Annotated in this window: 22 protein-coding genes; 8 read left to right on the top strand and 14 right to left on the bottom strand. The window is 31.9% G+C overall.

Going from position 1 to position 25,192, the window contains the following annotated elements:
- Positions 1-52: 52 nt before the first annotated feature.
- Positions 53-460, bottom strand: coding sequence for a TerB family tellurite resistance protein (locus Q4Q34_RS14060; RefSeq protein ID WP_303315797.1), 408 nt, complete (start codon positions 458-460; stop codon positions 53-55).
- Between the two features lie 367 nt (positions 461-827).
- Between Q4Q34_RS14060 and Q4Q34_RS14055 the strand changes: the two genes are divergently transcribed.
- Positions 828-1,142: a DUF1456 family protein gene (locus Q4Q34_RS14055; RefSeq protein WP_303315798.1), complete on the top strand. Its 315-nt coding sequence runs from the start codon at positions 828-830 to the stop codon at positions 1,140-1,142.
- Positions 1,143-1,175: 33 nt separating this feature from the next.
- On the opposite strand, the gene sucC is transcribed toward Q4Q34_RS14055, so the two are convergent.
- Positions 1,176-2,366, bottom strand: coding sequence for an ADP-forming succinate--CoA ligase subunit beta (sucC, locus tag Q4Q34_RS14050; RefSeq protein WP_303315800.1), 1,191 nt, complete (start codon positions 2,364-2,366; stop codon positions 1,176-1,178).
- Between the two features lie 203 nt (positions 2,367-2,569).
- On the opposite strand from sucC, the gene lysA reads away from it, so the two are divergent.
- The 4 genes from lysA to Q4Q34_RS14030 all read left to right on the top strand — a co-directional run bounded on the left by lysA (position 2,570) and on the right by Q4Q34_RS14030 (position 10,005).
- Positions 2,570-3,805 (top strand): diaminopimelate decarboxylase, encoded by a 1,236-nt coding sequence (gene lysA, locus Q4Q34_RS14045; protein WP_303315802.1) that lies wholly within the window; start codon positions 2,570-2,572, stop codon positions 3,803-3,805.
- A 331-nt stretch (positions 3,806-4,136) separates the two neighbouring features.
- The gene (locus Q4Q34_RS14040) at positions 4,137-5,324 is read left to right on the top strand and encodes a DUF1624 domain-containing protein (protein ID WP_303315803.1); all 1,188 of its coding nucleotides are present in this window, start codon (positions 4,137-4,139) and stop codon (positions 5,322-5,324) included.
- A 1-nt stretch (position 5,325) separates the two neighbouring features.
- Positions 5,326-6,621 carry an APC family permease gene (locus tag Q4Q34_RS14035; protein WP_303315804.1) on the top strand — a complete coding sequence of 432 codons (1,296 nt, stop codon included), beginning with the start codon at positions 5,326-5,328 and terminating at the stop codon, positions 6,619-6,621.
- Between the two features lie 123 nt (positions 6,622-6,744).
- The gene (locus tag Q4Q34_RS14030) at positions 6,745-10,005 is read left to right on the top strand and encodes a S41 family peptidase (RefSeq protein ID WP_303315805.1); all 3,261 of its coding nucleotides are present in this window, start codon (positions 6,745-6,747) and stop codon (positions 10,003-10,005) included.
- A gap of 322 nt (positions 10,006-10,327) precedes the next feature.
- Here Q4Q34_RS14030 and Q4Q34_RS14025 read toward each other — a convergent pair whose 3' ends face one another.
- From Q4Q34_RS14025 to Q4Q34_RS14010, 4 genes are all read right to left on the bottom strand, one after another.
- Positions 10,328-10,885, bottom strand: coding sequence for a hypothetical protein (locus tag Q4Q34_RS14025; RefSeq protein WP_303315806.1), 558 nt, complete (start codon positions 10,883-10,885; stop codon positions 10,328-10,330).
- A gap of 1 nt (position 10,886) precedes the next feature.
- Positions 10,887-11,222: a hypothetical protein gene (locus Q4Q34_RS14020; RefSeq protein WP_303315807.1), complete on the bottom strand. Its 336-nt coding sequence runs from the start codon at positions 11,220-11,222 to the stop codon at positions 10,887-10,889.
- Positions 11,222-12,634, bottom strand: a complete 1,413-nt coding sequence (locus Q4Q34_RS14015) for a M20/M25/M40 family metallo-hydrolase (RefSeq protein WP_303315808.1) — start codon at positions 12,632-12,634, stop codon at positions 11,222-11,224. Before Q4Q34_RS14015 ends, Q4Q34_RS14020 begins: the two co-directional genes overlap by 1 nt.
- Before the next feature lie 90 nt (positions 12,635-12,724).
- Entirely contained in the window at positions 12,725-13,576 is an 852-nt protein-coding gene (locus tag Q4Q34_RS14010) for a PPK2 family polyphosphate kinase (protein WP_303315809.1), read from the bottom strand.
- A 133-nt stretch (positions 13,577-13,709) separates the two neighbouring features.
- On the opposite strand from Q4Q34_RS14010, the gene Q4Q34_RS14005 reads away from it, so the two are divergent.
- Entirely contained in the window at positions 13,710-14,225 is a 516-nt protein-coding gene (locus tag Q4Q34_RS14005) for a flavodoxin family protein (RefSeq protein ID WP_303315810.1), read from the top strand.
- Between the two features lie 160 nt (positions 14,226-14,385).
- Positions 14,386-15,156: a hypothetical protein gene (locus tag Q4Q34_RS14000; RefSeq protein ID WP_303315811.1), complete on the top strand. Its 771-nt coding sequence runs from the start codon at positions 14,386-14,388 to the stop codon at positions 15,154-15,156.
- Positions 15,157-15,383: 227 nt separating this feature from the next.
- Here the strand turns inward: Q4Q34_RS14000 and Q4Q34_RS13995 are convergent, their stop codons facing one another.
- The 6 genes from Q4Q34_RS13995 to Q4Q34_RS13970 form a co-directional block, all read right to left on the bottom strand.
- A complete protein-coding gene (locus Q4Q34_RS13995; protein WP_303315812.1) occupies positions 15,384-16,547 on the bottom strand; it encodes a sigma-54-dependent transcriptional regulator in 1,164 nt (387 codons plus the stop codon).
- Positions 16,548-16,631: 84 nt separating this feature from the next.
- Positions 16,632-17,525, bottom strand: a complete 894-nt coding sequence (locus Q4Q34_RS13990) for a mechanosensitive ion channel family protein (RefSeq protein ID WP_303315814.1) — start codon at positions 17,523-17,525, stop codon at positions 16,632-16,634.
- 2 nt (positions 17,526-17,527) lie between these two features.
- Positions 17,528-18,841 (bottom strand): ABC transporter permease, encoded by a 1,314-nt coding sequence (locus Q4Q34_RS13985; protein ID WP_303315815.1) that lies wholly within the window; start codon positions 18,839-18,841, stop codon positions 17,528-17,530.
- A gap of 5 nt (positions 18,842-18,846) precedes the next feature.
- Positions 18,847-19,773, bottom strand: coding sequence for an ABC transporter ATP-binding protein (locus Q4Q34_RS13980; RefSeq protein WP_303315816.1), 927 nt, complete (start codon positions 19,771-19,773; stop codon positions 18,847-18,849).
- Positions 19,774-20,082: 309 nt separating this feature from the next.
- On the bottom strand, positions 20,083-21,204 hold the full coding sequence (gene dnaJ, locus Q4Q34_RS13975) for a molecular chaperone DnaJ (protein ID WP_303315817.1): 1,122 nt from the start codon (positions 21,202-21,204) through the stop codon (positions 20,083-20,085).
- A gap of 9 nt (positions 21,205-21,213) precedes the next feature.
- Positions 21,214-21,765, bottom strand: coding sequence for a nucleotide exchange factor GrpE (locus tag Q4Q34_RS13970; RefSeq protein WP_303315819.1), 552 nt, complete (start codon positions 21,763-21,765; stop codon positions 21,214-21,216).
- Between the two features lie 426 nt (positions 21,766-22,191).
- Here Q4Q34_RS13970 and Q4Q34_RS13965 point away from each other — a divergent pair, with 426 nt between their 5' ends.
- Positions 22,192-23,412 (top strand): hypothetical protein, encoded by a 1,221-nt coding sequence (locus Q4Q34_RS13965; protein WP_303315821.1) that lies wholly within the window; start codon positions 22,192-22,194, stop codon positions 23,410-23,412.
- On the opposite strand, the gene Q4Q34_RS13960 is transcribed toward Q4Q34_RS13965, so the two are convergent.
- Both Q4Q34_RS13960 and mnmD read right to left on the bottom strand, forming a co-directional pair.
- Positions 23,404-24,309, bottom strand: a complete 906-nt coding sequence (locus tag Q4Q34_RS13960) for a TIGR01777 family oxidoreductase (protein WP_303315822.1) — start codon at positions 24,307-24,309, stop codon at positions 23,404-23,406. The genes Q4Q34_RS13965 and Q4Q34_RS13960 overlap by 9 nt on opposite strands.
- A gap of 192 nt (positions 24,310-24,501) precedes the next feature.
- Positions 24,502-25,191 carry a tRNA (5-methylaminomethyl-2-thiouridine)(34)-methyltransferase MnmD gene (mnmD, locus tag Q4Q34_RS13955; protein ID WP_303315824.1) on the bottom strand — a complete coding sequence of 230 codons (690 nt, stop codon included), beginning with the start codon at positions 25,189-25,191 and terminating at the stop codon, positions 24,502-24,504.
- Position 25,192: the final 1 nt, after the last annotated feature.

The raw sequence follows: 25,192 nt of genomic DNA, 5'->3' as shown, positions 1-25,192 counted from the left end.
TCATCAAATAAAACACATATTTAAATATTAATAAGAACTTAGCAGATTATTATTAATTGTATTGTGTTTTAAAGATATCAATCAACACATCTGGTGGTACAATTTTATTTGGAAAACTTTCCATTAAATAAAGTACCTTAGTAATGGACTCATGGCTTAGCCCCATACGTAAACCGAAATTATATAATTTAATAGCTCCTGCTGAATTATTATTATCTTCTTGATCAATATTCATTAATAATACCAATCTATGAAACTGAACAATACGCTCACTATGAGATTTTAAATGCGTGTACGTAACAGGGTGCTCTATCAAATAATCAAAATCTTCTCTTGTTATGTCAAGCTGTTTTGCTACACCTAATAAAAAATTATATTCTATTTCCTTTATGTCTTTATCATATTTAGCAAATGCTATCATTTCGGATAAAAGACTCAATTTTTCTACTCTATTAATCATTTTTCGGGGATTAATTAATTATACTATAAAGGTACATAGAAGAGTAATTTAATAATCGTGTATATAATGTAACTTATCGAAAAATGGGAGGTATTTGGTCGTAACTTTTATTTATTTCATCAATAATTACATTTTATTCATCTAATAAAATTGCATTTCGTCATTTACATAAATTTATTTTTAATTAAAAAAACAAACACAAATACCTTATAAACAGATGGTTACACACAAAAAACTTATCTTTAATACACCCCATTAAAAATTAATATTTAAGGTATCTTTGTAAATGCTAAGAAAACGCGAGAAAGGTATATTCTGACGAATTAATTGAACAATTTAAGTATTAAAAAAAGTAGAAATCAATCTTATGACAAATAATGATATTTTAAAAAAATTACGTGTGGCATTAAAACTTCGTGATGATGATATAGTAAAAATTTTAAGTTTGGTTGATTTCAGAATATCTAAAAGTGAATTAGGTGCGTTTTTTAGAAAAGAAGATCATCCCAAATATATGGAATGTGGTGATCAAATTTTACGTAATTTTTTAAATGGACTTGTTATCCATTTACGTGGCCCGATGCCAAAAAAAGATTCAAATTCAAAAGCTACTAAATCGCCAAATTTCAAAAAGAAACCCTTAGAAAATAAATCTAAGCCACAAAAAAAGAGCAACAATTAATTGTTGCTCTTTTTAATTTATATAAGCAAAGTATTAAGCTAAAACTTGCTGTACTTTATCTGCTGCTTCTTGAAATTCTGTGGCGCTCATAACGTCTAATCCAGAATTATCTATTAAATCTTTAGCAATATCAGCATTCGTTCCTTGCAAACGTACTATAATAGGTACATTTATGGTTCCCATATTTTTATAAGCATCAATTACACCTTGCGCTACACGATCGCAACGTACTATTCCTCCAAAGATGTTAATTAAGATCGCTTTTACTGCTGGATCTTTTAATATAATCTTGAAAGCTGCTTCCACACGAGCCGCATCTGCAGTACCACCAACGTCTAAAAAGTTTGCTGGCTCCCCTCCTGCTTGTTTAATTAAATCCATAGTAGCCATGGCTAACCCAGCACCGTTTACCATACAACCCACATTTCCATCTAGGTCTACGTAGTTTAAACCCAGTTCTCCTGCTTCAACTTCTATTGCACTTTCTTCACGTACATCGCGTAAATCTATGTAATTCTTATGTCTGTAAAGCGCATTGTCATCAATAGTCACTTTAGCATCTACAGCCATTATTTTATTATCACTTGTTTTTAAAACAGGATTGATTTCAAATAAAGAAGAATCAGACTTTACATAGGCAGTATATAAAGCCGTAACAAACTTTGTCATTTCTTTAAATGCTAACCCTGATAATCCAAGATTAAAAGCGACGCGTCTCGCTTGAAATGGTAATAAACCAACCGCAGGATCAATCTCTTCTGTAAATATTAATTCCGGAGTTTCTTCAGCAACCGTTTCAATATCCATACCACCTTCTGTAGAATACATAATCATATTACGTCCAGTACTTCTATTTAATAATACAGACACGTAAAATTCATCCGTTTCACTTTCACCAGGATAATAAACATCTTCAGCAACTAAAACTTGGTGTACTTTTTTACCCTCAGCAGACGTTTGAGGTGTAATTAAGTTCATTCCAATTATTTGTCCAGCTATCTCTTCAACTTCTTGCAAGTTTTTGGCAAGCTTAACACCGCCACCTTTTCCACGTCCTCCAGCATGAACCTGTGCCTTAATAACGTGCCAACTTGTCCCAGTTTCGTTTGTTAATTGTTTTGCAGCAGCTACTGCTTCATTAGCATTTTGAGCTACTATACCACGTTGTATACGTACTCCAAAACTATTTAATATTTCTTTACCTTGATATTCGTGTAAATTCATAATTCGCGTAATCGTTTAAGAATGGCAAATGTAAATAATAGCAATTACTTACCCTAATATTTAATTATGAAAACTTACCAACATTAAATATGGTAAAATCTTTATGTTAAATAATTAACATTTTGTTTAATTTGTATAATTTTTTAATTAATTATTTTTTATTTATTCGAATAAAATATCTTTGAAAAAAATTAGAAAAAATTATGTTAGAAAATCAATTGCTGAAAATTGCACAAGATTTTGGGAGTCCAGTTTATGTATATGATGCTGAAAAAATTGAAAATCAATACAAAAGGCTTACTAGTGCCTTTAAAAATGTTAAGAAACTTAAGATTAACTATGCAGTTAAGGCACTTTCTAATATATCTATATTAAAACTTTTAAACGCACTTGGGTCTGGGATAGATACGGTATCTATTCAAGAAGTACAACTTGGCCTAGCCGCTGGTTTTTTACCAGAACAGATTATTTTCACGCCTAACGGTGTATCCTTAAGTGAAATTGAAGAAGCAGCCAAACTAGGTGTTAAAATTAATATTGATAACCTCTCCATATTAGAGCAATTTGGAACAAAACATCCAAAAACTCCTGTGTGTATCCGAATTAATCCACATGTTATGGCTGGTGGTAATAGCAATATCTCAGTTGGTCATATTGATTCTAAATTTGGAATTTCTATTCATCAAATACCACATATATTACGTATTGTAGAAAATACCCAAATGACTATTAATGGTATTCATATGCATACGGGAAGTGATATTTTAGATATTGAAGTCTTTTTATATGCCAGCGAAATATTATTTGAAACCGCAAAGCAATTCAAAAATCTAGATTTTATTGACTTTGGTTCTGGTTTTAAAGTGCCTTACAAACAAGGTGATATTGAGACCAATATTGAAGAGTTAGGAAAAAAACTATCTGCAAGATTCAATGAATTTTGTAAAAATTATGGAAAAGATTTAACTCTGGCTTTTGAGCCTGGTAAATTTCTAGTGAGTGAATCTGGAAGCTTTTTAACTAAAGTAAATGCTGTAAAACAAACAACCTCTACGGTATTTGCCCAAGTAGATTCTGGGTTTAATCATCTTATTAGACCTATGTTTTATGGATCTCACCATGATATTGTAAACATTTCTAACCCAAAAGGACGAGAGCGTTTTTACACTGTGGTAGGTTATATATGCGAAACCGATACCTTTGGAAATAACAGACGTATCAATGAAATTAATGAAGGTGATATTTTATGTTTTAAAAACGCAGGTGCTTATTGCTTCTCTATGGCAAGTAATTACAACTCTAGATACCGACCTGCTGAAGTTTTATGGTATAAAGGTAAAGCGCATTTAATTAGAAAAAGAGAAACTTTTGAGGATATTACTAAAAATCAAATTGAGGTCGATTTTAGTACAAAAAAAGAAAAGCAATTGGTTAAATAAACTAAAATAAACTTTTCAATTAAATCAAATCTTAGTTAACTCGATTTAATGGTTATTGATTTTCAATTAGTTACATTGAAAACACCCCTAAAGTCCCCTCAAGGGGACAATTTTACCTAATGAGATTCCTCCCTCGAGGGAGGATTAAGGAGGGTGTTTTTAAATACAAAATATTTTATAAACCTAACAATCAGAACTTTACAATGAAGTTAAATAATTTAAGTTAAATCGAACTCACGTTAGTTATTAAAATGCTTAGCATTTGCTAAGCATTTTTTTGTTTTAAAAATGAGTATCTTGATAGCAGAATTCTAAAACAATCAATCAAGAAATGCCCTTAGTAAAATCGACCAGAATAGAATCCATAGACATTTTAAGAGGTGTTGTTATGGTTATTATGGCATTGGACCACGTTAGAGATTATTTTCATTACGGCTCTTTTTTTAGTAATCCTACAAACTTAGAAACGACAACCCCTTTCTTATTCTTTACTCGTTTTATAACACATTATTGTGCTCCTGTATTTATATTTTTAGCAGGTACATCTGCTTTTTTGTATGGAAGCAATAAAACAAAACCACAATCATTCAAGTTTTTGTTTACAAGAGGCTTATGGCTTGTTTTCTTAGAAATAGTATTAAATAATTTTATCTGGTGGTTTGATATATCTTATAGTTTTATCGGACTTCAAGTCATTTGGGCTATCGGGTTAAGCATGATATTTCTTTCTTTTTTAATATATCTTCCAAGAAAAATAATACTACTTATTGGGTTTATTCTTATTACCGGACATAATCTTTTAGACAGTATAACAATGCAAGGTACCAGCTTTGAATCTATTGTCTGGTATATATTACATCAATCTAATTTTATTCCTGTAAGTTCTACTAGAATGGTAGCCTTTGCTTACCCTATTCTTCCCTGGATAGGTTTAATGAGTTTGGGGTATTGCTTAGGATCAATGTACACAAAGGGCTTTGATATTGAAATAAGAAAAAAATGGTTGGTAAGAATAGGCGTTGCTTCTGTTTGCCTATTTTTTGTCATTAGAGGTTTAAATGTTTATGGCGATTTAGTTCCTTGGTCAACTCAAGATACAGCCACCAAAACAGTGCTATCGTTTTTCAATGTAACTAAATACCCCCCTTCATTAGCTTATATTCTTATTACCATTGGTCCTGCATTATTATTTTTATATGGTATTGAAGCTGTAAAAAATAAAGTTACCGACTTCTTTTTAATTTTTGGACGCGTACCATTATTTTATTATTTCCTTCATATTTTAGTTATTCATAGTGTTGCAATAATCGGATTAATAATTTCCGGTGACGATTGGCAAAAAATGATTTTAGATATGAATGCCTGGAATACCGGATCTTTAGCCTCTGGCTATGGCTATTCTTTATTTGTAGTGTATTTGTTATGGGCAGGTCTTATAACACTGCTTTACTTTCCAAGTAAAAAATACATGATCCATAAAGCAAATAATAAAGATAAATGGTGGTTAAGCTACTTATAATATGAATAAAAAAGAGGAAGGATTAAAAAGAAGTGTTGGTGTTTTAGGTTTATCTGCCAATATTATCAATATCATTATAGGTGCAGGGATTTTTGCTCTACCGGCTGTTATAGCGGCTAAAATGGGAGCTTCTAGTATTGTCGCTTATATGTTTTGCGGTGTTTTAATAGCACTTGTTATGCTATGCTTTGCTGAAGCAGGTAGTAAAGTAACAAATACTGGGGGACCTTACACTTATATTGAAACAGCTTTTGGAAATTACGCTGGTTTTTTAGGAGGCATTTTTGCTATTATTGGCACCTTGTTTGCAGACGCAGCAGTATCAAATGCTTTAGTAAATATATTAGCATCGGGATATCCCATTTTTGAAAATCACTGGGTTCGATTATCATTTCTATTTATAATTTTCTTTGGGTTAGCTTATATCAATATTATTGGGCTAAAACAAGGTATAGGTCTCGTGAAATTCAATACCCTAGCCAAATTAATCCCCTTACTTTTACTGGTTTTAATTGGCTGGAAAGATGTTTCATTTAATAATTTATACATAGATACCCTGCCGAGTTTTAAAAAACTAGGAGAAACGTCGCTTATTTTATTTTTTGCCTTTCAAGGCGCTGAAACTGGTCTTGTTGTTGGCGGGGAAGTTATAAACCCAAAACGTACCGTTCCTAAAGCAATCTTTATTAGTATTTTAACTGTAGTATGTGTCTATGTTTTAATTCAAACAGTATCGCAAGGTGTTTTAGGTAGTGATTTACCAAGTTTTAAAGCTGCACCACTTGCCGAAACTGCTAAAGTAGTTTTTGGACCTTTTGGTTATACCTTATTATTCATTGGAGCTGTTGTTTCTATGTTTGGTTTCTTAAGTGGTTCCATACTTAACAATCCTAGAGTCATATACGCGCTATCAAGAGATAAAGTTATCCCATTAAAAATGTTCTCTAAAATTCATAAGTCATTTAAGACGCCTTATATAGCAATCATTGTGTATGCTGTTATTGGCTTTACACTCTCTGCTACTGGCAGTTTTGAAAAACTAGCAATTATAGCTAGTAGTGCTATGTTAATTATATATTTAGGCGTGGCACTATCAGTTATGAAATTGCGTAAATCACAACAATTTAAAGAAGGTGAATTCAAAATCCCAGGAGGTTTTACAATCCCTATCCTTTCAATAAGTATTATTCTATATTTTTTATCTAATTTATCTATAAATGAAGTTATAGCAACAGGCATATTGATAGCTGTTTTAACCATTATTTATGGTATATTTAAGAAACTAAATATTAAGTAATTGAAATAGTCTTTTAAAGTGAGACTGATTTCTATTTCAAACTATTCAAATCATGAAAATAAGTCGAATCGTACTAACCAACATATAACTATTTTCTAGTATAATTATTAAAACTATATCTTAATGAAAACATCAATCAAAATCTCATCAATTCTAAGTTTAATCTTTGTTATGACATTATTTTCATCACTAAAAAGTCATGCTCAGAGCACTCGTTTATTATCTCAACCAGCTATAAGCAATTCTCATATTGCTTTTATTTATGCTGAAGACTTGTGGGTAGCCAATAAAGATGGTACAAACCCCAAACGATTGACTATTGACAAAGGTATTGAGTCTAACCCTATATTTTCGCCAGACGGTACTCAAATTGCTTTTAATGCTCAATATGATGGAAATACTGATGTCTTTATAGTGCCTGTTTCTGGAGGAATTCCCAAAAGATTAACCTGGCACCCATATACTGATTTAGTCCGTGACTTCTCTGCGGATGGATCCAATGTCATTTTCGCATCTCAACGCAACTCATTTACTAATAGACATTTAAAACTATTTAAAACATCAGCGAATGGTGGAACTATTACTCAATTAAACATTCCTAATGCTTTTTGGGCGTCCTATTCGGATGACGAAAAACAGCTTGCTTATACACCTATATATGATGTTTTTAATCAATGGAAGCATTATCGAGGAGGTACCATCTCACGTATTTGGATTTATAATAATAAGTCTCATAAAGTAGAAGAAATATCAAAACCTTCTGGCGGTTGTAATGATAGCAAACCTCAATGGTCTGGAGATTATGTTTATTTTAAAAGTGACAGAAATGGCGAGTTTAACCTGTATAGTTATCATGTAAAAACGAAATCAATTAATCAGCTAACTCAATTTAAAGATTTCCCTATTATTAATTTATCTGCCAATAAAAATGATATCATATTTGAACAAGCAGGTTATTTACATGTATATAATATAGCTTCGGGATCACAGACAAAACTTAATATTAATATTTCCACTGATTTATTAGAATTAAGACCACGTTATGTTTCTGGTAATAAATACATAAGAAGTGGAAGTATTTCTCCATCAGGTGCGCGCGTAGTAACAGACTTTAGAGGAGACATTATCACTATTCCTGCTAAAAAAGGAGATCCTAAAAATATTACTAATACACAAGGCGTTCATGAAAAATACCCATCTTGGTCACCAAATGGAAAGTACATTGCATATTACTCAGATGCTTCTGGTGAATATGCATTGCATATCCAAAATACTAGTAATGGACATATTAAAAAAATAACATTGACAGGAAATGGCTTTTATGCTGACATGCATTGGTCGCCAGACAATAATAAAATAGCTTTTGTAGATAATGGACGATCTTTATACCTACTTGACATAGCAACAAGTAACATAACCAAAATAGCCTCTGATGTGGTCTATACTCCTGGTGTGTTTAGAGAATTATTTGGAGATTGGTCTTCAGACTCTAAATGGATTGCTTACACCATAATTACAGAAACCAACTTTGAACAAGTACACCTCTACTCGCTTTCTGAAAATAAATCTTTTACTCTATCTGATGGCTTATCAAACATAACAAACCCAGTTTTTGATCCTAGCGGAAAATATCTTTATATGATTGCTTCTACAGATGCTGGTCCTGTGGTCAATTGGTTCGATCAATCCAATCAAGACATGGAACTAAGTAATTCTATTTATTTGGTAACACTTCAAAAAGAAACAATATCTCCTTTTACAAAAGAAAATGATGAAGAAGAGGTTAAAGAAGAAGTAAACGAGGATAAGGATAAAGACAAGGATAAGGATAAGGATAAAAAAGACAAGAAATCGGACTTAAAAATTGATTGGGATGGTATACAAAACAGAATTGTACATATACCTATTACTTCAGGTATATATAGAAACTTGGGTATTGCGAAAGAAGGCGAGCTATATTACTTATCAAGAGCACCACACGAACGCAAAACAACGTTGCACAAATATGATTTGAAAAAAAGAAAAGATGAAACCATTATGCCTGCTAATTATTTTGAGATTGCAGCTAAGGGTGACAAAATGTTATATACTATAGACCGTAAGATAGGAATTACCGATACTGGTAAAAAACCTAAAGACGGCATAGTAAACACATCAAATGTGCAAGTTAAGATTGACCCTGTAGCAGAATGGAAAAACATTTTTCATGAAGCCTGGAGAGTTAACAGAGATTACTTCTATGATCCAGGAATGCATGGCGTTGATTGGAATGCTATGAAAGCCAAATATGAAGTTTTTCTACCACATATTGCTTGCAGAAGTGATTTATACAGAATGATGAGTTGGATGTTTAGCGAATTAGGTGTAGGACATCATCGTTTCTTTAACAGAGGAGATCGTTTGAACAACCCCAAAAGGATAAACGGGGGCTTATTAGGTGCTGATTATGAAGTAAAGAATAATCGCTATCGTATTAAGAAAATATATGGCGGCTTAAATTGGAACCCTGATCTACGCTCTCCTTTAACAGAGCCAGGTGTAGATATAAACACAGGTGATTATATTCTTGCTGTAAATGGCAAAAATGTAACATCAAAAGATAACCTATATAGCTTTTTTGAAAATACTGCCAATAAAATTGTTTCGCTTAAGGTCAGTTCTAATTCAAATGGATCTAATGCCCGCAATGTAAAAGTGACTCCAGTAGGTAATGAGCGATCATTGCGTAATAGAGAATGGGTTGAAAATAATATTAAAAAAGTAGACAAAGCTACCGACGGTCAAGTTGCTTATGTGTATGTACCAAATACAGCAGGAGCTGGACATGAATACTTTAAACGCTACTTCTTCCCGCAAGCAAATAAAAAAGCGATCATTATTGATGAACGTTTTAATGGTGGTGGACAGTTAGCGGACTATTACATAGATATTTTAAAGAAACCTGAACAAGCCTACTGGAATTTCCGCTATGGAAAAGATCAAAAATCGCCTAATGCTTCTATACAAGGACCTAAAGTTATGATAACAGACGAAACCGCAGGTTCTGGTGGGGATTACTTACCATGGATGTTTAGAAAATTTAAACTAGGGACTATCGTTGGTAAACGTACCTGGGGAGGTTTGGTAGGTATTTTAGGATATCCCGAGTTTATTGATGGTGGTATCGTTAGTGCCCCAAATGTTGCCTTTTACACGAAAGATGGATTTAGAGTTGAAAATGAAGGTGTTGCTCCAGATATTGAGGTTGAACAATGGCCAGAACAAGTTATAAAAGGTAGTGATCCTCAACTTGAAAAAGCCATTGAAATCGCTTTAAAAGAGTTAAAAGAAAATCCACCAAAAACGATGGAAAGACCGGATTATCCTATAAAAACAAAACATTAGGGGGAATTCTAAGTTAAAAACAAATAATTTATAAAAAAAGAGGATGTTTAAAAGTCTTTATAATTCTATTTGTCAGGTTGAGCTTGTCGAAACCGATATTGATTATCAGTAATTTACTGGTATTTCGACAAGCTCAGCATGACATAGGAATTTCTTTTTGTCTTTTATCATTTTAGTAAGGCACTATCAAAACTCACAATAATTACCTGACTGAAAACCAATTACATTATATTATTGAATATATTAGTTAAAATTTTAGCACAGGTTATACATAATAAAGAAAATTATATCACTTTTAGCCCCTTTATATATTGGAGTATATTTATTCTCTCAATTTTCCAGTAAAAACACTTACCTCTGAATTAAAAGGATTTCCTGAAGCACGACGCAGCATAACGACTTGTCCACAATGCCATAAAGCATCTGCAATAGGACCGTTAATAATATTCCAAAAAGGGAATCTATCATTATCAAATTGAGACACATCATCCATAGTCCTTAAAATATCGGAGACCTTTTTAAAATTCAATAAAGTTTGCTTTCTTTTATCTTCAAAAGAACCTTCAGTCTCTTTACTTCTTTCTCCTTTTTCAGATACTGAACTAAGAATAAAATTCGAAAGTCCTAAAATATGATCAATAGTCTCTGCACTGGTACGTCCAGTTTCACTAGGCCTATACACAAGGTCTTCACCACGTAACCCTTCTGTAGCCCAATAATAGCGAAACCCCAATCCATCTACCATTCTAGCAGCCACAGTTCCTGCGGTATAGCTTTCTGGATGATTTGGTATTTCATAATAAGGTAATTTTTCCTCTTTGGATTGCGCCATTACAAATGTTGATAATAGCAGGGCAAACATCATAGTAAGTTTTTTCATTTTATTTTGGTTCTAGTGACATTACGTAATCGTAACTTTCGTTTAAATAGCGGGATACATTATCTAAATCTTCTAACATGTTTTCAGGAATCAATACATAGCCTTTCATAACGGCTCCGTAAGATTTATATAGTGACGAATTGAATTCTTGTATGTATTTTTCTTGTACGTCTTTTGAAAATCGAATGCCTATCTCACAATCTTTATTAAAAAGAGAAAACATATAACCATTTGCCGAAGTATATGGCATTGTTTTTCCTTTACGTTTAAATCTCGGGCATTTCTCAACAAGTTGATCATAAATTTTTAGCTTCTCTTCCCACATAACTCGTATCATTATTTTTTTAGTTGTTTCTCATTTACAATGGGGTTAACACCATATTTGTCAAATAAGTAAACCAATGCCGTCATGGTAGCAGCTCCTAATTCTAATTCACGCTTATTTACAGCATCGAATGTGTCATTACTAGCATGATGATGATCAAAATAACGTTGCGAATCTGGTCTCAATCCCGCTAACACATTTGTCTTCGTTTTAAGAGGTCCAACGTCTGCACCACTACCTCCCTTCTCTAAATAATGAATTAAATAGGGTTTAAATAGCGGTTGCCAACTTAATACCTGTTCAAAACTGGCGTCATTACAATCAAAAGAGAAGCCTCGTGGTGTAAAACCACCTGAATCACTTTCTAGAGCAAACACATGATTTTCTCCTTTTTGTTTGGCTACTTCTGCATATTTTTTTCCACCCCTTAATCCATTTTCTTCATTCATAAACAGGACAACTCTTATACTTCTTTTTGGTGTTATTCCCGATTCTTTTAATAAGCGCAGCACATCCATAGACTGCACTACACCAGCACCATCATCATGGGAGCCATCACCTAAATCCCAAGAATCTAAATGCCCACCAACAATCATATATTCATTTGGAAATTCACTTCCCGTTATTTGTCCAATAACATTATAAGATAAAACATCTTTTAGTTGTTTACAGCTTTGTTTAAAATAGAATTTTATTGATTTGTCCAGTTTTAGCATGGTGCTCAAAAGCTCAGCATCATTAGTGCTTATTGCCGCAGACGGTATCCTATCTGTTACGGGTATGTCTCCATAAGTCATGCTTCCCGTATGAGGAAAATCATCTAATCTTAAATTCATAGATCTAACAATAACACCAGCAGCTCCGTACTTTGAAGCTTCAACAGCCCCTTTATAACGTTGGTTAACACATCCGCCATAAGCTTCAAACGTGTTAATTAAATCAGCCTGCATCGGTCTGTTATAAAACACTATTTTGCCTTCAATATTTTCTTTTCCCAGTGTTTCTAATTCTTCAAAATTTTTAACCTCTACAACATTTGCTTTTAAACCAAGTGCTGGAGTCGCTATAGAACCTCCTAATGCACAAATATTAACAGTCGTCGTTTTTCCTTTCTCAGATTCTATAAATGCATGTTCTTTAAAACCACGCACCCATTTAGGAACCATGACTGGTTGCAACCAAACTTTATCCAAACCTAATTTATCGAGTTCTTCTTTGGTATAATTAACTGCTTTCTCTGCATTCAAAGACCCCGACAGGCGTCCTCCTATTTGATTAGACAGATGATTTAGCCAATCATAGCTTTTACCATTAGTTAAAGCGTTTTTATAGATTTTTTTCAGGACTTCTGCATCACTTTGAGCGTATGTATTAACTGAAAATATAATCCCTAAAAGACAAAGCAACAATTTTAATTTACTCATATAATATTTTTTAGGCTTAAATATACTACTTATTAAAAGCTTAAAATCTAAAAGAAATCATAAAACAATTGTCACCCGTAGTATATGAACTTATTCGTTATTTAACTCTTCTTTATATATTTTAAGGTTTGCTTTAATATCATCATCAAGCTCAGGTTCCTGTATATCTTTATAAGTACTTAAAACATCATACATTATTTTTGCTACCATGTAACGTGCAGTTGGTTTGTCATCAGCTGGAATAGTATACCACGGCGCATGCGGTTTAGAGGTTCTGTTTATGGCATCTTCATAACATTCTTGATACTTTTCCCAAAGTTTACGCTCTTTTAAATCACCAGGAGAAAACTTCCAATTTTTTTCTTGTTTTTCTAAACGACGTAATAACCTATTTTTCTGTTCTTCTTTAGAAAGGTTTAAAAAAAACTTAAAAATGATGGTACCACTTTCTGCTATATGCTTCTCAAAATTATTAATTTGCTCGAAACGTTTGTCCCAAAAAGCATCATCAATATCATCAACAGAATTTACGGTTGGAATATTTTCTCCTAAAATATAACCAGGGTGTACTCTTGTTACTAATACATTTTCATAGTGGGTTCTGTTAAAAACACCAAATTTACCACGAGCTGGGAGAGCTATATAATGCCTCCAAATATAATCATGCTTAAGCTCTAATTCTGTTGGAACTTTAAAACTATGAACGACCACGCCACGGGCATTAAAATCTTTAAAAACTTCGCGGATTAAACTGTCTTTACCAGCTGTATCCATACCTTGTAAACAAATTAAAACTGCATATTTACCATGTGCATAAATAGTATCTTGAAGCTTACCCAATTTTTTTCTAACTTTCTTTAATTCTTTCTCTGCATCGTCAATAACAATTTTAGTTTCAGAATTTTTTAATGATATGTTTGTAGTTACTTTATAATTGTCCATTTTTAAAATTTTATATGGATTAAATATATAAAATGCAATCGATTATATCATATTAACTATTAATTGTTTCTATTGAAAACTGTTACGTAAGCTCTTTTAAAATTGTTATTTAGACTATATATTTTTAATAATTATGAAAAAAAGCGTCATAGTACAAGCAAGTTCCAGAAGCCACGGAGACACTAATAAAATAGTTAATTACATAGCTACAAATAACGGTATGGACGTTATTGATTTAAGAACAAAAAACATTGGCCATTATGATTATGAGTATAAAAATGAAGGTGATGATTTTTTAAGCTTAATAACACATATTATTGAAACCTATGACATCATAATTTTTGCTACACCTGTTTACTGGTATAGTATGAGTGGTATTTTAAAAGTGTTTTTTGATAGAATTTCCGATTTATTACGAGTACATAAAGATACTGGAAGAAAATTACGTGGTAAAAATATGGCCATGATTAGTAGTAGTAATTCTGATGATTTAAAAGAAGGATTTTCTATGCCATTTGTAGAATCTGCAAACTACTTGGGTATGAATTATTTAGGAGATATTCATGTGTACATTGAAAATGATTCTATCAATAATGAAGTAAAACTTAGAATAGATGCGTTTGTAGAAACTATAAATAACACCATATAACCCATTTTGGAAATCTTAAATTTGAAATCTTAATCCTACAACAAAACTCGTTTAAATGCATTTTATCACATTAAATGCATATTATAACGGTAAAATACATTGTTTTTTATAATGTTTTTAATACATTGCAAGCCCTATTTATCGTATAAAACCAAATGTTATGAAAAATTATTACTTTATACTATTTATAATCACGTCGTTTGCTGTTAACGGACAGGGTGATTGTGACTATGCCAATTCATATCTAGTTAGTGCCTACTCACATGTTAAGGATTCTTATGATTCTAATAATATAAATCATTTACAATATTATGCTAACAGGTCTTTGGAATCTTTTAAACTTGCTAAAAAGGAGTTCACCAATTGTAATTGTAAAGCTGCATTGGAACTTACGGATAAATGTATAGACTTACTAGCAAAGGTAGATACTGCTGAAACTTTTGAAAATGGTCGTTTTTTTGTAAAACGTGCTAGAGATTACAGTAAAAACAGTGTTATAGAAATTGATAAATGTTCTGCTGCTATTCCTTCTAATGAAGATAATGGAGATCTTGCTGTGGCTCAGGGACAAGGAGGTGATGACCTTACCGACTTACAAAATGAACAGTTAAGACTAAAACAGCAGCAAGAAGCTTTAAAGCTTAAAGAACAGCAAATCAAAATGAAACTAGCTGAGCAAAAAGAAAAAGAATTACTTATAAAGAAGAAAAAATTAATTCTTTCCTACGAAAATGCTATTTCATCAAACATTAATACTTACAACGAAACCTTAAATATTTGCGGATGCATAAATTACAAACCTTTTAGAGATAATAAATCTTTAGAAGATATGACAGAAAAAAATATTGAAGAGGTGAAAATACACTACATGATTCGTATTAAAACTATGGCTTCTGAATACGTATCATTAATAAATGATTGCGAAGAATAAGTTAAAATAATCAAATTCAAAAAAAATAGGCTATCTAAAAAGTGTCATTCTGAATATTACCGAGAAACAAAATATATTTTGTTTCGAAGGTATCAGCGAAGCTGTGAAGAATCTCTTTAAAATAGATAACTCTGAATTATGAGTAAAATAAGATTCTTCGCGTTGCTCTGAATGACAAGATTAATCACTTTTTAGGCAGTCTCTTTTTTTTATAAACAGTTCTATATTTACTTAGAAGCAAATAATTTAACATCTTCTTCACTTACTTCTTTACCTCCAAGAATAATTAAACGCTCAACAACATTACGTAATTCTCTTATATTTCCTGTCCAATCGTAATCCTGTAATAATTTAATAGCTTTATCTGAAAACGATTTTTTAGCTGTTCCCTGTTCGCTAGCAATCTTTTTTGTAAAATGATTTACTAATAAAGGAATATCATCTCGCCTATCATTTAAAGCTGGAACTTTAATTAATATGACTGCTAGTCTGTGATATAAATCTTCACGGAATCTTCCTTCTGCTATTTCTTTTTTCAAATCTTTATTAGTTGCCGCAACCACTCGAACATTCACTTTAATATCCTTATCGCTTCCTACACGTTGAATACGACTTTCTTGTAAAGCTCTAAGCACCTTAGCTTGAGCAGGTAAACTCATATCTCCAATTTCATCTAAAAAGATAGTCCCTCCATTTGCTGCTTCAAATTTACCAGCTCTGTCTTTAACGGCACTTGTAAAAGCGCCTTTAACATGACCAAATAGCTCACTTTCTATAAGTTCACTTGGTATTGCAGCACAATTAACCTCAATCATAGCTCCTTTAGATCTGTCACTTTTTTGATGTAACCAATGTGCTACCAACTCCTTTCCAGTTCCATTAGGTCCAGTGACTAAAACACGGGCATCGGTCTGTGCCACTTTTTCAATAATACTTTTTATATGAGAAATCGCTTCACTTTCTCCTATCATCTCAAAGTTCTTGCTTACTTTCTTTTTAAGAAGTTTGTTTTCAACTACCAATTCTTTTTTATCTAAAGCATTACGAACTGTATTTAGCAATCTATTTAAATCTGGTGGTTTCGATATATAATCAAAAGCCCCTAAACGCATGGTATTAACGGCTGTGTCTAAGTCGCCATGCCCAGAAATCATAACAATAGGTGTTTCAGGTTTAATCTTTTTTACAGCTTCTAAAACTTCAACACCATCCATTTTTGGCATTTTAATGTCGCAAAGCACCAAATCGAAATCATCATTTTTTATTTTTTCAATTCCCAATAAACCATCTTCGGCTTCTTCTACCTCGTAGGTATCATTTTCTTCTGAAAGAATTTTAACTAGTACACGTCTAATCGCTGCTTCGTCTTCTATTACTAATATTTTAGGCATTTTCTTTAAGTTTAAAAGAGTATAGATAGAAATATAGGCCATCCACACTCAAATTTTATATATTTTTTAAATCTTTCTCATTTTCTATAGCTCTTTTTGCTGAGAAATGACATGTATATCTCTTTGAGGGAACGGAATGGTAATATTATTTTCCCTGAATATTTTATCGATCGAAAATCTTAAATCACTTTTCGGAATAACGGCTTGAAAGCTATCATTAATAGTAACAATTAATTTAAAATTGAGTGAACTGTCTGCAAAATTTGTAAAAAGAACCAAAGGTTCAGGAAAATTTAAAACATCTTTATTTTCTGAAGCTACTTGTAAAAGTAATTTTTTTACAAGCTCCACATCACTACCATAAGCTACGCCAACTTCTACACTTTCTCTTGTAATGGTTCCATTTTGTGTCCAATTATACAAACTATTGGTTAAGTATAAATGGTTAGGAATCACTAATACTTTATTATCAATAGTCACTGCTCTTGTTGTTCTAAGTTTAATCTCTTCAACCCGTCCAACTTTACCTTCTAACTCAATAATATCTCCTACGTGTACAGATTGGTCTATCAGGATAAAAATACCAGAAATAATATCTTGAAATAATGTTTGTAATGCAAGCCCAACACCTATTAACAAACCTGCTGAGGCAGCTAAAATCGCATTTACATTTATACCGGCTGTACTAAAGGCTATTAGCAATACTATTAGATAAATAAACCAACGTGAAAACGAGAAGACTGTGGTAAACTTAGCTTTATCTTCTTTTGGTAATTTGCGTGTAATTAACCTTTTAACTAAAGAAAGAACAACATTTGTTAATACAAAAAAGATACAAACCAAAAGTAAAAACCCGACTGTTATATTAATGGTTCCTGCTTCGTTTGAATAAAGGTGAATTCCAATAAAATCAGTGAAGTTCTCCCAAATCGAACTTTTTGTTATGGTTTCTTCTATGTTCTCTAAATTTTGATTCATTTTTAATACTTAATCCATTTTATCAATTCTTTATAACTTGGTTTTTTACCATACATTAAAATACCTACACGATAAATTTTTGCTGCAAACCAAACTGTAAACATAAACGTACCACCCAATAGCAATAATGATACCAATTGCTGCCATAGAGGTACTCCAAAAGGAATCCGCATAAGCATAACCACAGGAGATGTTAATGGTATAAAAGAAAATACCGTAGACACGGTTCCGTGCGGGTCTTCAATTACTGTAAAGATACCAATATAAACTGCCAAAATTAAAGGCATCATAATTGGTAATAAAAACTGTTGAGTATCCGTTTCGTTATCTACTGCTGCTCCAATGGCTGCATAGAGCGAACTGTATAACAAATACCCTCCTATAAAGAATAATATAAAGGCCGTGATAAGGTTCATTAATGGTAAATTTTGCAGTGCGGTTTTAAAAGATTCAAAATAAAAATTAAAACCAGAACCTTCTGATGCTATTTGTATTAATTCTTGTTGAGGCCCTGCTGAATCAAATAGGTTGATACCGATGACTAATGAAACGACAGTCATTAAAAGACCTCCAAAAATCATCCAAATAACAAATTGTGTAATTCCTGCTAAAGAAGTTCCAATTATTTTTCCTAGCATGAGTTGTACAGGTTTTACAGATGAAATAATAACTTCAATAATTCTACTGGTTTTTTCCTCAATCACACTACGCATAATCATATTACCATAAATTATAATAAACATGAATAATAAATACCCCGCAGCAATACCGAAACCAAGTCTTGCAAAACTATCCAATTTTGATGTTTTCTCACCCTCAAAACTTTCTTGAGCTATATCTATTCTTATTTTCGAAGCTTTAATTAAATTAATATCGATGCCTTGTTGCTCTAATTTAATATTAGTAAACTCTTTCTCTAACTTGCTCTCTAAATCAGAGATTAATGTAAGCGAAGGTGTTTCTTCTGAATAAAATTTAATATGCATTGAAGCGGATGCTACAGAATCAAGCTTCCCCACGTGTAGTAACCCATAAGAGGCCGTTTCTTCTGATATTTTTTTAGCATCTTCTAAAGACATGTTCTCTAGAATATGATAGGTTGTTTTTTCTGAATTTTTGAAAATGTCTTGTACAAGTCCTGATTCATCTAAAACAGAAATCGTACGCACTTTATCATTATTTAATTGTGATAAATATGCAACAACTGCAACAAGTGCTATCATTATAATTGGACTTAAAATAGTCATCACTATAAATGATTTATTTTTAACCTTCGTTAAATATTCACGCTTTATTATAAGAGGTAAATGGTTCATACAAATTAATTATTCCGTACTGTTTGAATGAAAATATCGTTTACACTTGGTATTAATTCAACAAAATGAGATATCTCTCCTTTTGTTGTTAAATAACTCAATAAATCATTTGGTGCATCTGTTTGAGATAGTTTTATATTTAATTTTAATTCGTCTTCTAACGTTTTAAAATTAGCTTTAGAAATATCAAATTTATTTGCTAATTCCTGTTCTAAACCTTCTTTATTGTTTGTCCGAATACCAACTTCGTAAGTATTTATTTTATAATCTCGTTTTATATCAATTAATTTTCCATCAAGAATTTTATTCGATTTATGGATCAATGCTATATCATCACAAAGTTCTTCTACAGATTCCATCCTGTGGGTTGAAAAAATAACAGTTGCTCCTTCTTCTCGTAGACGCAAAATTTCATCTTTAATTAAATTGGCATTTATAGGATCGAAGCCTGAAAATGGTTCATCAAAAATCAAAAGCTTAGGTTGATGCAACACAGTAACCACAAATTGTATTTTTTGAGCCATTCCTTTAGATAACTCTTGAATTTTCTTGTTCCACCAATCTCCTATTTCTAAGCGATCAAACCAATATTTTAATCGTGCCTTAGCTTCTGCTTTGCTTAAACCTTTTAATTGGGCTAAATATAAAGCTTGCTCCCCAACTTTCATAGATTTATAAAGCCCTCTTTCTTCGGGTAAATAACCAATATCTTTTATATGAGTAGGGTTAAGTAATTCGCCATCTAAATGCACTTTCCCTTTATCTGGCATTGTTATTTGATTTATAACTCGTATAAGTGTTGTTTTACCTGCTCCATTAGGTCCTAACAAACCAAATATGCTGCCCTTAGGAACTGTAATTGACACTTTATTAAGTGCTTTAAAGTCTCCGAAGTTTTTAGAAACTTCATTAACTTCCAGTAAGTTGTTCATTCTTATTTTTTAATTGACTTGACTGATGTAAATATATTAATTGTTATGAACTAACCTATTGAATAATAACATAAAATACTCTAAATAAAAAGGTTAACTTCATAAAAAACAAAACCCACCCTTAATAATTTAAGGATGGGAAAAAAATTGCTATGAAAAAGAAAAATTACCACTAAAATAAATTAGTGATAGTTCAAATATAGTTATTTTTTACATACTAATAACAAAACTATAAGAGAACTTTCTTTTATAGTTTAAAAAATTTGTGTGCATAATCCTTGTCCTTATTACTAAAAAATGTTCATCTTATTATGAGAACATATCTTTCACTTTCTCAAAAAATGATTTATCAGAACTTTCTGGTTTTGGCTCAAAATGTTCATCATTTCTCATAGTTTCAAAAAATTCTTTTTGGTGTTTATTCAACGTTTTTGGTGTCCAAACATTTACATGAACTAATAAATCTCCTTTACCATAACCGTTTATACTTGGTATACCTTTTCCGCGTAAGCGTAAAATTTTACCAGATTGGACCCCTGCTTCTACTTTAATGCGCACTTTACCAGTTACGGTATCGATTTCTTTAGAAGTTCCTAAAACAGCATCTGGATAACTCACATATAAATCATAGTGTAAATTATCTCCTTCTCGCTGTAATTTATCGTGACTCTCCTCTTCAATAACGACTATAAGATCTCCAGAAACGCCATTTCCTGGTGCTTCATTACCTTTACTAGACACTTTAAGTTGCATGCCATCCACAACACCCGCAGGTATTTTTATGGAAACCGTTTCTTCGGCAACTTTTAAACCTTGTGAATCGGCATCATTTGGTTTTTTATCGATGGTTTGCCCTGCTCCTCCACAAACATTACACGGTGCTGATGTTTGCATCCTACCAAGAATAGTATTTGCTATACGTGTTACTTGACCGCTACCATTACATGTTGAACATGTTTTATAGGTTGTTCCCGGTGCTTGAACTTTACGCTTAACTTTTACTTTTTTCTCTACGCCATTAGCAATTTCTTCCAAAGTCAATTTTACACGAATACGAAGATTACTTCCTTTTACGCGACGTTGGCCTCCGCCACCGCCAAAACCAGAGAATCCGCCGCCGCCAAAGCCTCCGCCAAAAATATCTCCGAATTGACTAAAAATATCATCCATATTCATGCCTCCTCCGCCAAAGCCTCCGCCGCCATTTTCAAAGGCTTGATGACCAAATTGGTCGTAACGTGCTTTTTTATCGGCGTCACTCAACACCTCATAAGCTTCGGCTGCTTCTTTAAATTTAGCTTCTGCTTCTTTGTCATCTGGATTCTTGTCTGGATGAAATTCTATAGCTTTTTTTCGATAAGCTTTTTTTATTTCTGAAGAGGTTGCTCCTTTGCTAACTCCTAAAACCTCGTAATAATCTCTTTTAGCCATGTCTATATTTTATTGCCCTATAACAACTTTTGGAAAACGAATCACTTTCTCACCAAGTTTATATCCTTTTTCGATAACATCAATAATTTTTCCTTTTAAATCGTCACTAGGAGCTGGTATTTGAGTAACAGCTTCATGATCGTCTGCATTAAAAGCATCTCCTTTTTCAACCTTTACAGGGGTCAACCCTTTTTGTTCTAAAGTTGTTACTAGTTTTTGGTAAATTAACAAAACACCTTTACGCAACTCTTCTGCTTCTTTATCTTCTTCTATATGAGTCAATGCACGCTCAAAATCATCAAGAATTGGCAACAACGTTTTCATAACGTCTTCACTTGCTGTCGAAAATAACTCAACGCGCTCTTTTGACGTACGACGTTTATAATTTTCAAATTCAGCAAATAAACGTAGAAACTTATCTTTCTCTTGTTTTAATTCCTCTTGAAGCTTTTCTTCAACAGTTTGTTCTTCGACAACCTGTTCTTCAACATCAACAGTTTCGCTTTGTACACCGTCTATTTGATCGTTTTCTATATCGTTCGTTTTTTCTTTCTTACTCATTACTGCATTTAAATTTTATACAAATACTAAAATTAGTTGGCAAAAGTACTGCCAATATTATAAAAATGTCATAATGTCATTAAATATTTTTTCAATATTAATTAAAGAGGCTTTTTGTCCATAATTTACTAGGGAATTATTTTCTTGAATCACGTTTCTAATGGAATGTATAATTATTATGTGCAACAAAATTGCACAAAGCCTTTAATTGTACTCTTATAGATATTTAAGTAAAATAAGCTTCATAAATATTATTGCTTAGTAGACGATAATATAGGTCTAAAGGTGAATTATTTTGTTACATCCCATTTAAAATAAACTATAAGAACAAAGAACTTTTTTAATTAAAGTTATCATCTTAATTATAAGATTTTTTATATAAATTCGCTTGCTAAAGATTCCACAGTAAGAAAACACAGATTTACTATGTCCAAAAAAACCGCCCTAATTATACTTCTAATTTTAACGCAAAACATATTTTCCCAAGACACTTTTAAGAAAGGGTACTTTAAAAATAATAATGGAGAAAAAATTAATTGTTTTATTTTAAACGAAGACTGGAAAAACAATCCGAAAACATTTATTTATAAACATAGTGAAAATTCAAAACCAACCAAAGGTCTTATTCAAAACATTTCAGAATTTGGTTTTGACAAAACGAAGTTTACAAGAGCTTTTGTAAAAATAGATGTTTCAAGTAAGCAAACAAATAAATTAAGCAAAACTAAAAGCCCTGATCTGAGAGATAAAACATTATTTCTAAAATATCTGGTTGAAGGCAAGGCTAATTTATTTGTATATCTGGATAACAATGCTAGACTTTTCTTTTTTAATAATAATGAAAAAATCGAGCAGTTAATCTATAAAAAGTATTATACTTCCCAAACCATAGCTAAGGAAAACAATCAGTATAAACAACAGATTAACAATAACTTAAAATGCAATAGCTTAACAATAAATGATATAAAAAAACTAAAATATAATACAACGAGCTTAATGGAGTATTTTATTAAATATAATGCATGTAATGATCTCAATTATACAAACTCCATACAAGAAGAAAAAAATACCGGGAAATTTAATTTATTTATAAAACCAAGTATTAATTTCACTTCATTATCTACTGAAAATAAAAATAGTGCTCTAGGCAAAATAGACTTTGGCAATAATTTAAATTTTGGGATAGGTTTAGAATCAGAATTTGTCTTACCGTTTAATAATGGGAAGTTTGCATTATTATTTGAACCAACATTTCAAAGCTTCAAATCTGAGATTGATGACTATGTTTATGTTAATACTACTTTAGGTCCCAAAACAACGAAAGTATCTATTAATTACAAAGGAATTGATTTGCTATTTGGAATTAGGTACTACTTCCCTATTAGTCCTTCTTCAAAAATATTTGTAAATGCTTTATATAATTTTAATACTATAGATTTAGGTTCTAATTTTGATTATGAAACAACTAGTTTATTAGATTTGGGATTAAGAGGAAAAAACTATTTTGCATTCGACATAGGCTATAAATTTAATGATAAAATAAGCTTAGAAGCTAGATTTTCCTCAAATCAAACAATAATAACAAATAGTTTGTTTGATACGAATTATCCTAGGACATCAATTATTTTTGGATATAATCTATTTTAATAAGTCCTCTAGAGCTAACAACAAGTGATGGTATTTAAAAACAAATCCCTTATTTTCTATTTTCTTAGAACTAACTCTTTGGCTTTCAAATAGTAATGTATGCATCTCTCCCAATACCAACTTTAAAAAGAATTTAGGAATATTAGGCAAAAACAAAGGTCTGCGTATCACATTAGACACCGTTTTTATTAATTCATTGTTTGTTACAGGGTTTGGTGCTACGCCATTATAAATGCCTTTTAAGTTATTTTCCAAGACATATAAAAACATATTTGCTAAATCCTGAACATGAATCCAGGACTGCCATTGTTTACCGCTACCAAAAGCTGCTCCTAATCCAAACTTAATAGGCTTGACCATTTCTTGAAGTGCTCCACCGTTTTCAGCCAGAACCAAGCCTATTCTTATTTTGGAAACAGTAATATCCAATTTGTTAAACGCATCAACCTCTTGTTCCCATGCCTGAACGACATGACTTAAAAAAGATTTGCTAAAGTCTTTAGAGTTTTCTTCGTAATAATTAATTAAGGAATCTGAGTAAATTCCAATAGCACTAGCAGAAATGACTTGTTTTATAGTATGACTCTCCCCTTTCAAAGCATTAATTAGTAACTGAGTTGTTATTTTTCTACTAGATAAAATGTCTTTTTTATAAGAAGAAGTCCAGCGTTTAGAAACAGTAGCTCCTGCCAGATGTATAATGGCATCAACATGCTTAAAACAATCCGTATCAATATCTTGACTCTTAGGGTTCCAGTAATACCCTTGATAATTTTCTTTTTGAAATATTTTAGTTTTACGTGTGGTTAAGTAATTAACCGCAATACCTTTCTCTTGACAAAGTTTTACAATCTCCTGCCCTATTAAGCCTGTCGCTCCTGTTATTAAAACTCGCATTTTCTTTTTTTATTAAAGTTACAAAAAGGCATACCTGTATGCTAACGTTTTATATTAGGTTTAACAGTCTACGATCTGCAGACCAGAAAATTATTAAGTGCCATTTGACCACGCTTCTTTGCTAGCGCGTAACATTTAACTTCGCTGAATACTAACCTTTCCTTTAATATAAACATTTAACTTCGTTGAATGTCACGCTTCTTTGCAAGCGCGTAACATTTCACGTTTACCAGGCGGTCCAGGTAAACGCTCAACAATAAAGCCAACTGCCTGCATAGCTCGACGTACACTTCCTTTTGCTGAATAAGTAACTAAAACGCCTCCTGGTTTTAATGCATTATACATTTTTAAGAATATGGATTCTGTCCACAATTCAGGCTGTACCCGAGCGCCAAAAGCATCAAAATATATAATATTGTACATGTTTTTTTCTGCGATTTCTGAAAAGAAACGGTTTTGTTTCTCTATTGAAAAGTTTTCAGAAACCATATACTTTTCCTCCCAAACAACTTCATGTAGCTGTTTAAAAAGAGCCACTTTATTTTGTGCATTTAATTCAATCGGGTAATTTAACTGATCAATTTCATCCATTAAAATTGGATAACCTTCTACGCCAAAATAGTTAATGTTGATATTTAATTTTTCTGCTTCTAATAAAGTAATAAAAGCGTTTAACCCCGTACCAAAACCAATTTCTAAAATAGTTACCTGCTCATTTAAGTTTTTGCTTTGTTCAACATTATAAAAGTGAAGCAAGCCATGTTTTATAAACACATGATAAGCTTCTTGTATAGCACCATGTTTTGAATGGTATTGCTCATCCCAATCAGGTAAATGTATGGTTGATGAACCATCTCCCGTTATTACTACTTCTCGTTTCAAA

The sequence above is a fragment of the Flavivirga abyssicola genome (assembly GCF_030540775.2).
In the GTDB taxonomy this organism is placed as follows: domain Bacteria; phylum Bacteroidota; class Bacteroidia; order Flavobacteriales; family Flavobacteriaceae; genus Flavivirga; species Flavivirga abyssicola.
The sequence above is the reverse complement of the archived record's forward strand: the minus strand, read 5'-3'. Positions and strand labels throughout refer to the sequence as shown.

Coding starts and splice junctions, on each gene's coding strand:
- Q4Q34_RS14060 (WP_303315797.1), bottom strand. CDS start 460: ATGATTAATAGAGTAGAAAAATTGAGTCTTTTATCCGAAATGATAGCA.
- Q4Q34_RS14055 (WP_303315798.1), top strand. CDS start 828: ATGACAAATAATGATATTTTAAAAAAATTACGTGTGGCATTAAAACTT.
- sucC (WP_303315800.1), bottom strand. CDS start 2,366: ATGAATTTACACGAATATCAAGGTAAAGAAATATTAAATAGTTTTGGA.
- lysA (WP_303315802.1), top strand. CDS start 2,570: ATGTTAGAAAATCAATTGCTGAAAATTGCACAAGATTTTGGGAGTCCA.
- Q4Q34_RS14040 (WP_303315803.1), top strand. CDS start 4,137: ATGCCCTTAGTAAAATCGACCAGAATAGAATCCATAGACATTTTAAGA.
- Q4Q34_RS14035 (WP_303315804.1), top strand. CDS start 5,326: ATGAATAAAAAAGAGGAAGGATTAAAAAGAAGTGTTGGTGTTTTAGGT.
- Q4Q34_RS14030 (WP_303315805.1), top strand. CDS start 6,745: ATGAAAACATCAATCAAAATCTCATCAATTCTAAGTTTAATCTTTGTT.
- Q4Q34_RS14025 (WP_303315806.1), bottom strand. CDS start 10,885: ATGAAAAAACTTACTATGATGTTTGCCCTGCTATTATCAACATTTGTA.
- Q4Q34_RS14020 (WP_303315807.1), bottom strand. CDS start 11,222: ATGATACGAGTTATGTGGGAAGAGAAGCTAAAAATTTATGATCAACTT.
- Q4Q34_RS14015 (WP_303315808.1), bottom strand. CDS start 12,634: ATGAGTAAATTAAAATTGTTGCTTTGTCTTTTAGGGATTATATTTTCA.
- Q4Q34_RS14010 (WP_303315809.1), bottom strand. CDS start 13,576: ATGGACAATTATAAAGTAACTACAAACATATCATTAAAAAATTCTGAA.
- Q4Q34_RS14005 (WP_303315810.1), top strand. CDS start 13,710: ATGAAAAAAAGCGTCATAGTACAAGCAAGTTCCAGAAGCCACGGAGAC.
- Q4Q34_RS14000 (WP_303315811.1), top strand. CDS start 14,386: ATGAAAAATTATTACTTTATACTATTTATAATCACGTCGTTTGCTGTT.
- Q4Q34_RS13995 (WP_303315812.1), bottom strand. CDS start 16,547: ATGCCTAAAATATTAGTAATAGAAGACGAAGCAGCGATTAGACGTGTA.
- Q4Q34_RS13990 (WP_303315814.1), bottom strand. CDS start 17,525: ATGAATCAAAATTTAGAGAACATAGAAGAAACCATAACAAAAAGTTCG.
- Q4Q34_RS13985 (WP_303315815.1), bottom strand. CDS start 18,841: ATGAACCATTTACCTCTTATAATAAAGCGTGAATATTTAACGAAGGTT.
- Q4Q34_RS13980 (WP_303315816.1), bottom strand. CDS start 19,773: ATGAACAACTTACTGGAAGTTAATGAAGTTTCTAAAAACTTCGGAGAC.
- dnaJ (WP_303315817.1), bottom strand. CDS start 21,204: ATGGCTAAAAGAGATTATTACGAGGTTTTAGGAGTTAGCAAAGGAGCA.
- Q4Q34_RS13970 (WP_303315819.1), bottom strand. CDS start 21,765: ATGAGTAAGAAAGAAAAAACGAACGATATAGAAAACGATCAAATAGAC.
- Q4Q34_RS13965 (WP_303315821.1), top strand. CDS start 22,192: ATGTCCAAAAAAACCGCCCTAATTATACTTCTAATTTTAACGCAAAAC.
- Q4Q34_RS13960 (WP_303315822.1), bottom strand. CDS start 24,309: ATGCGAGTTTTAATAACAGGAGCGACAGGCTTAATAGGGCAGGAGATT.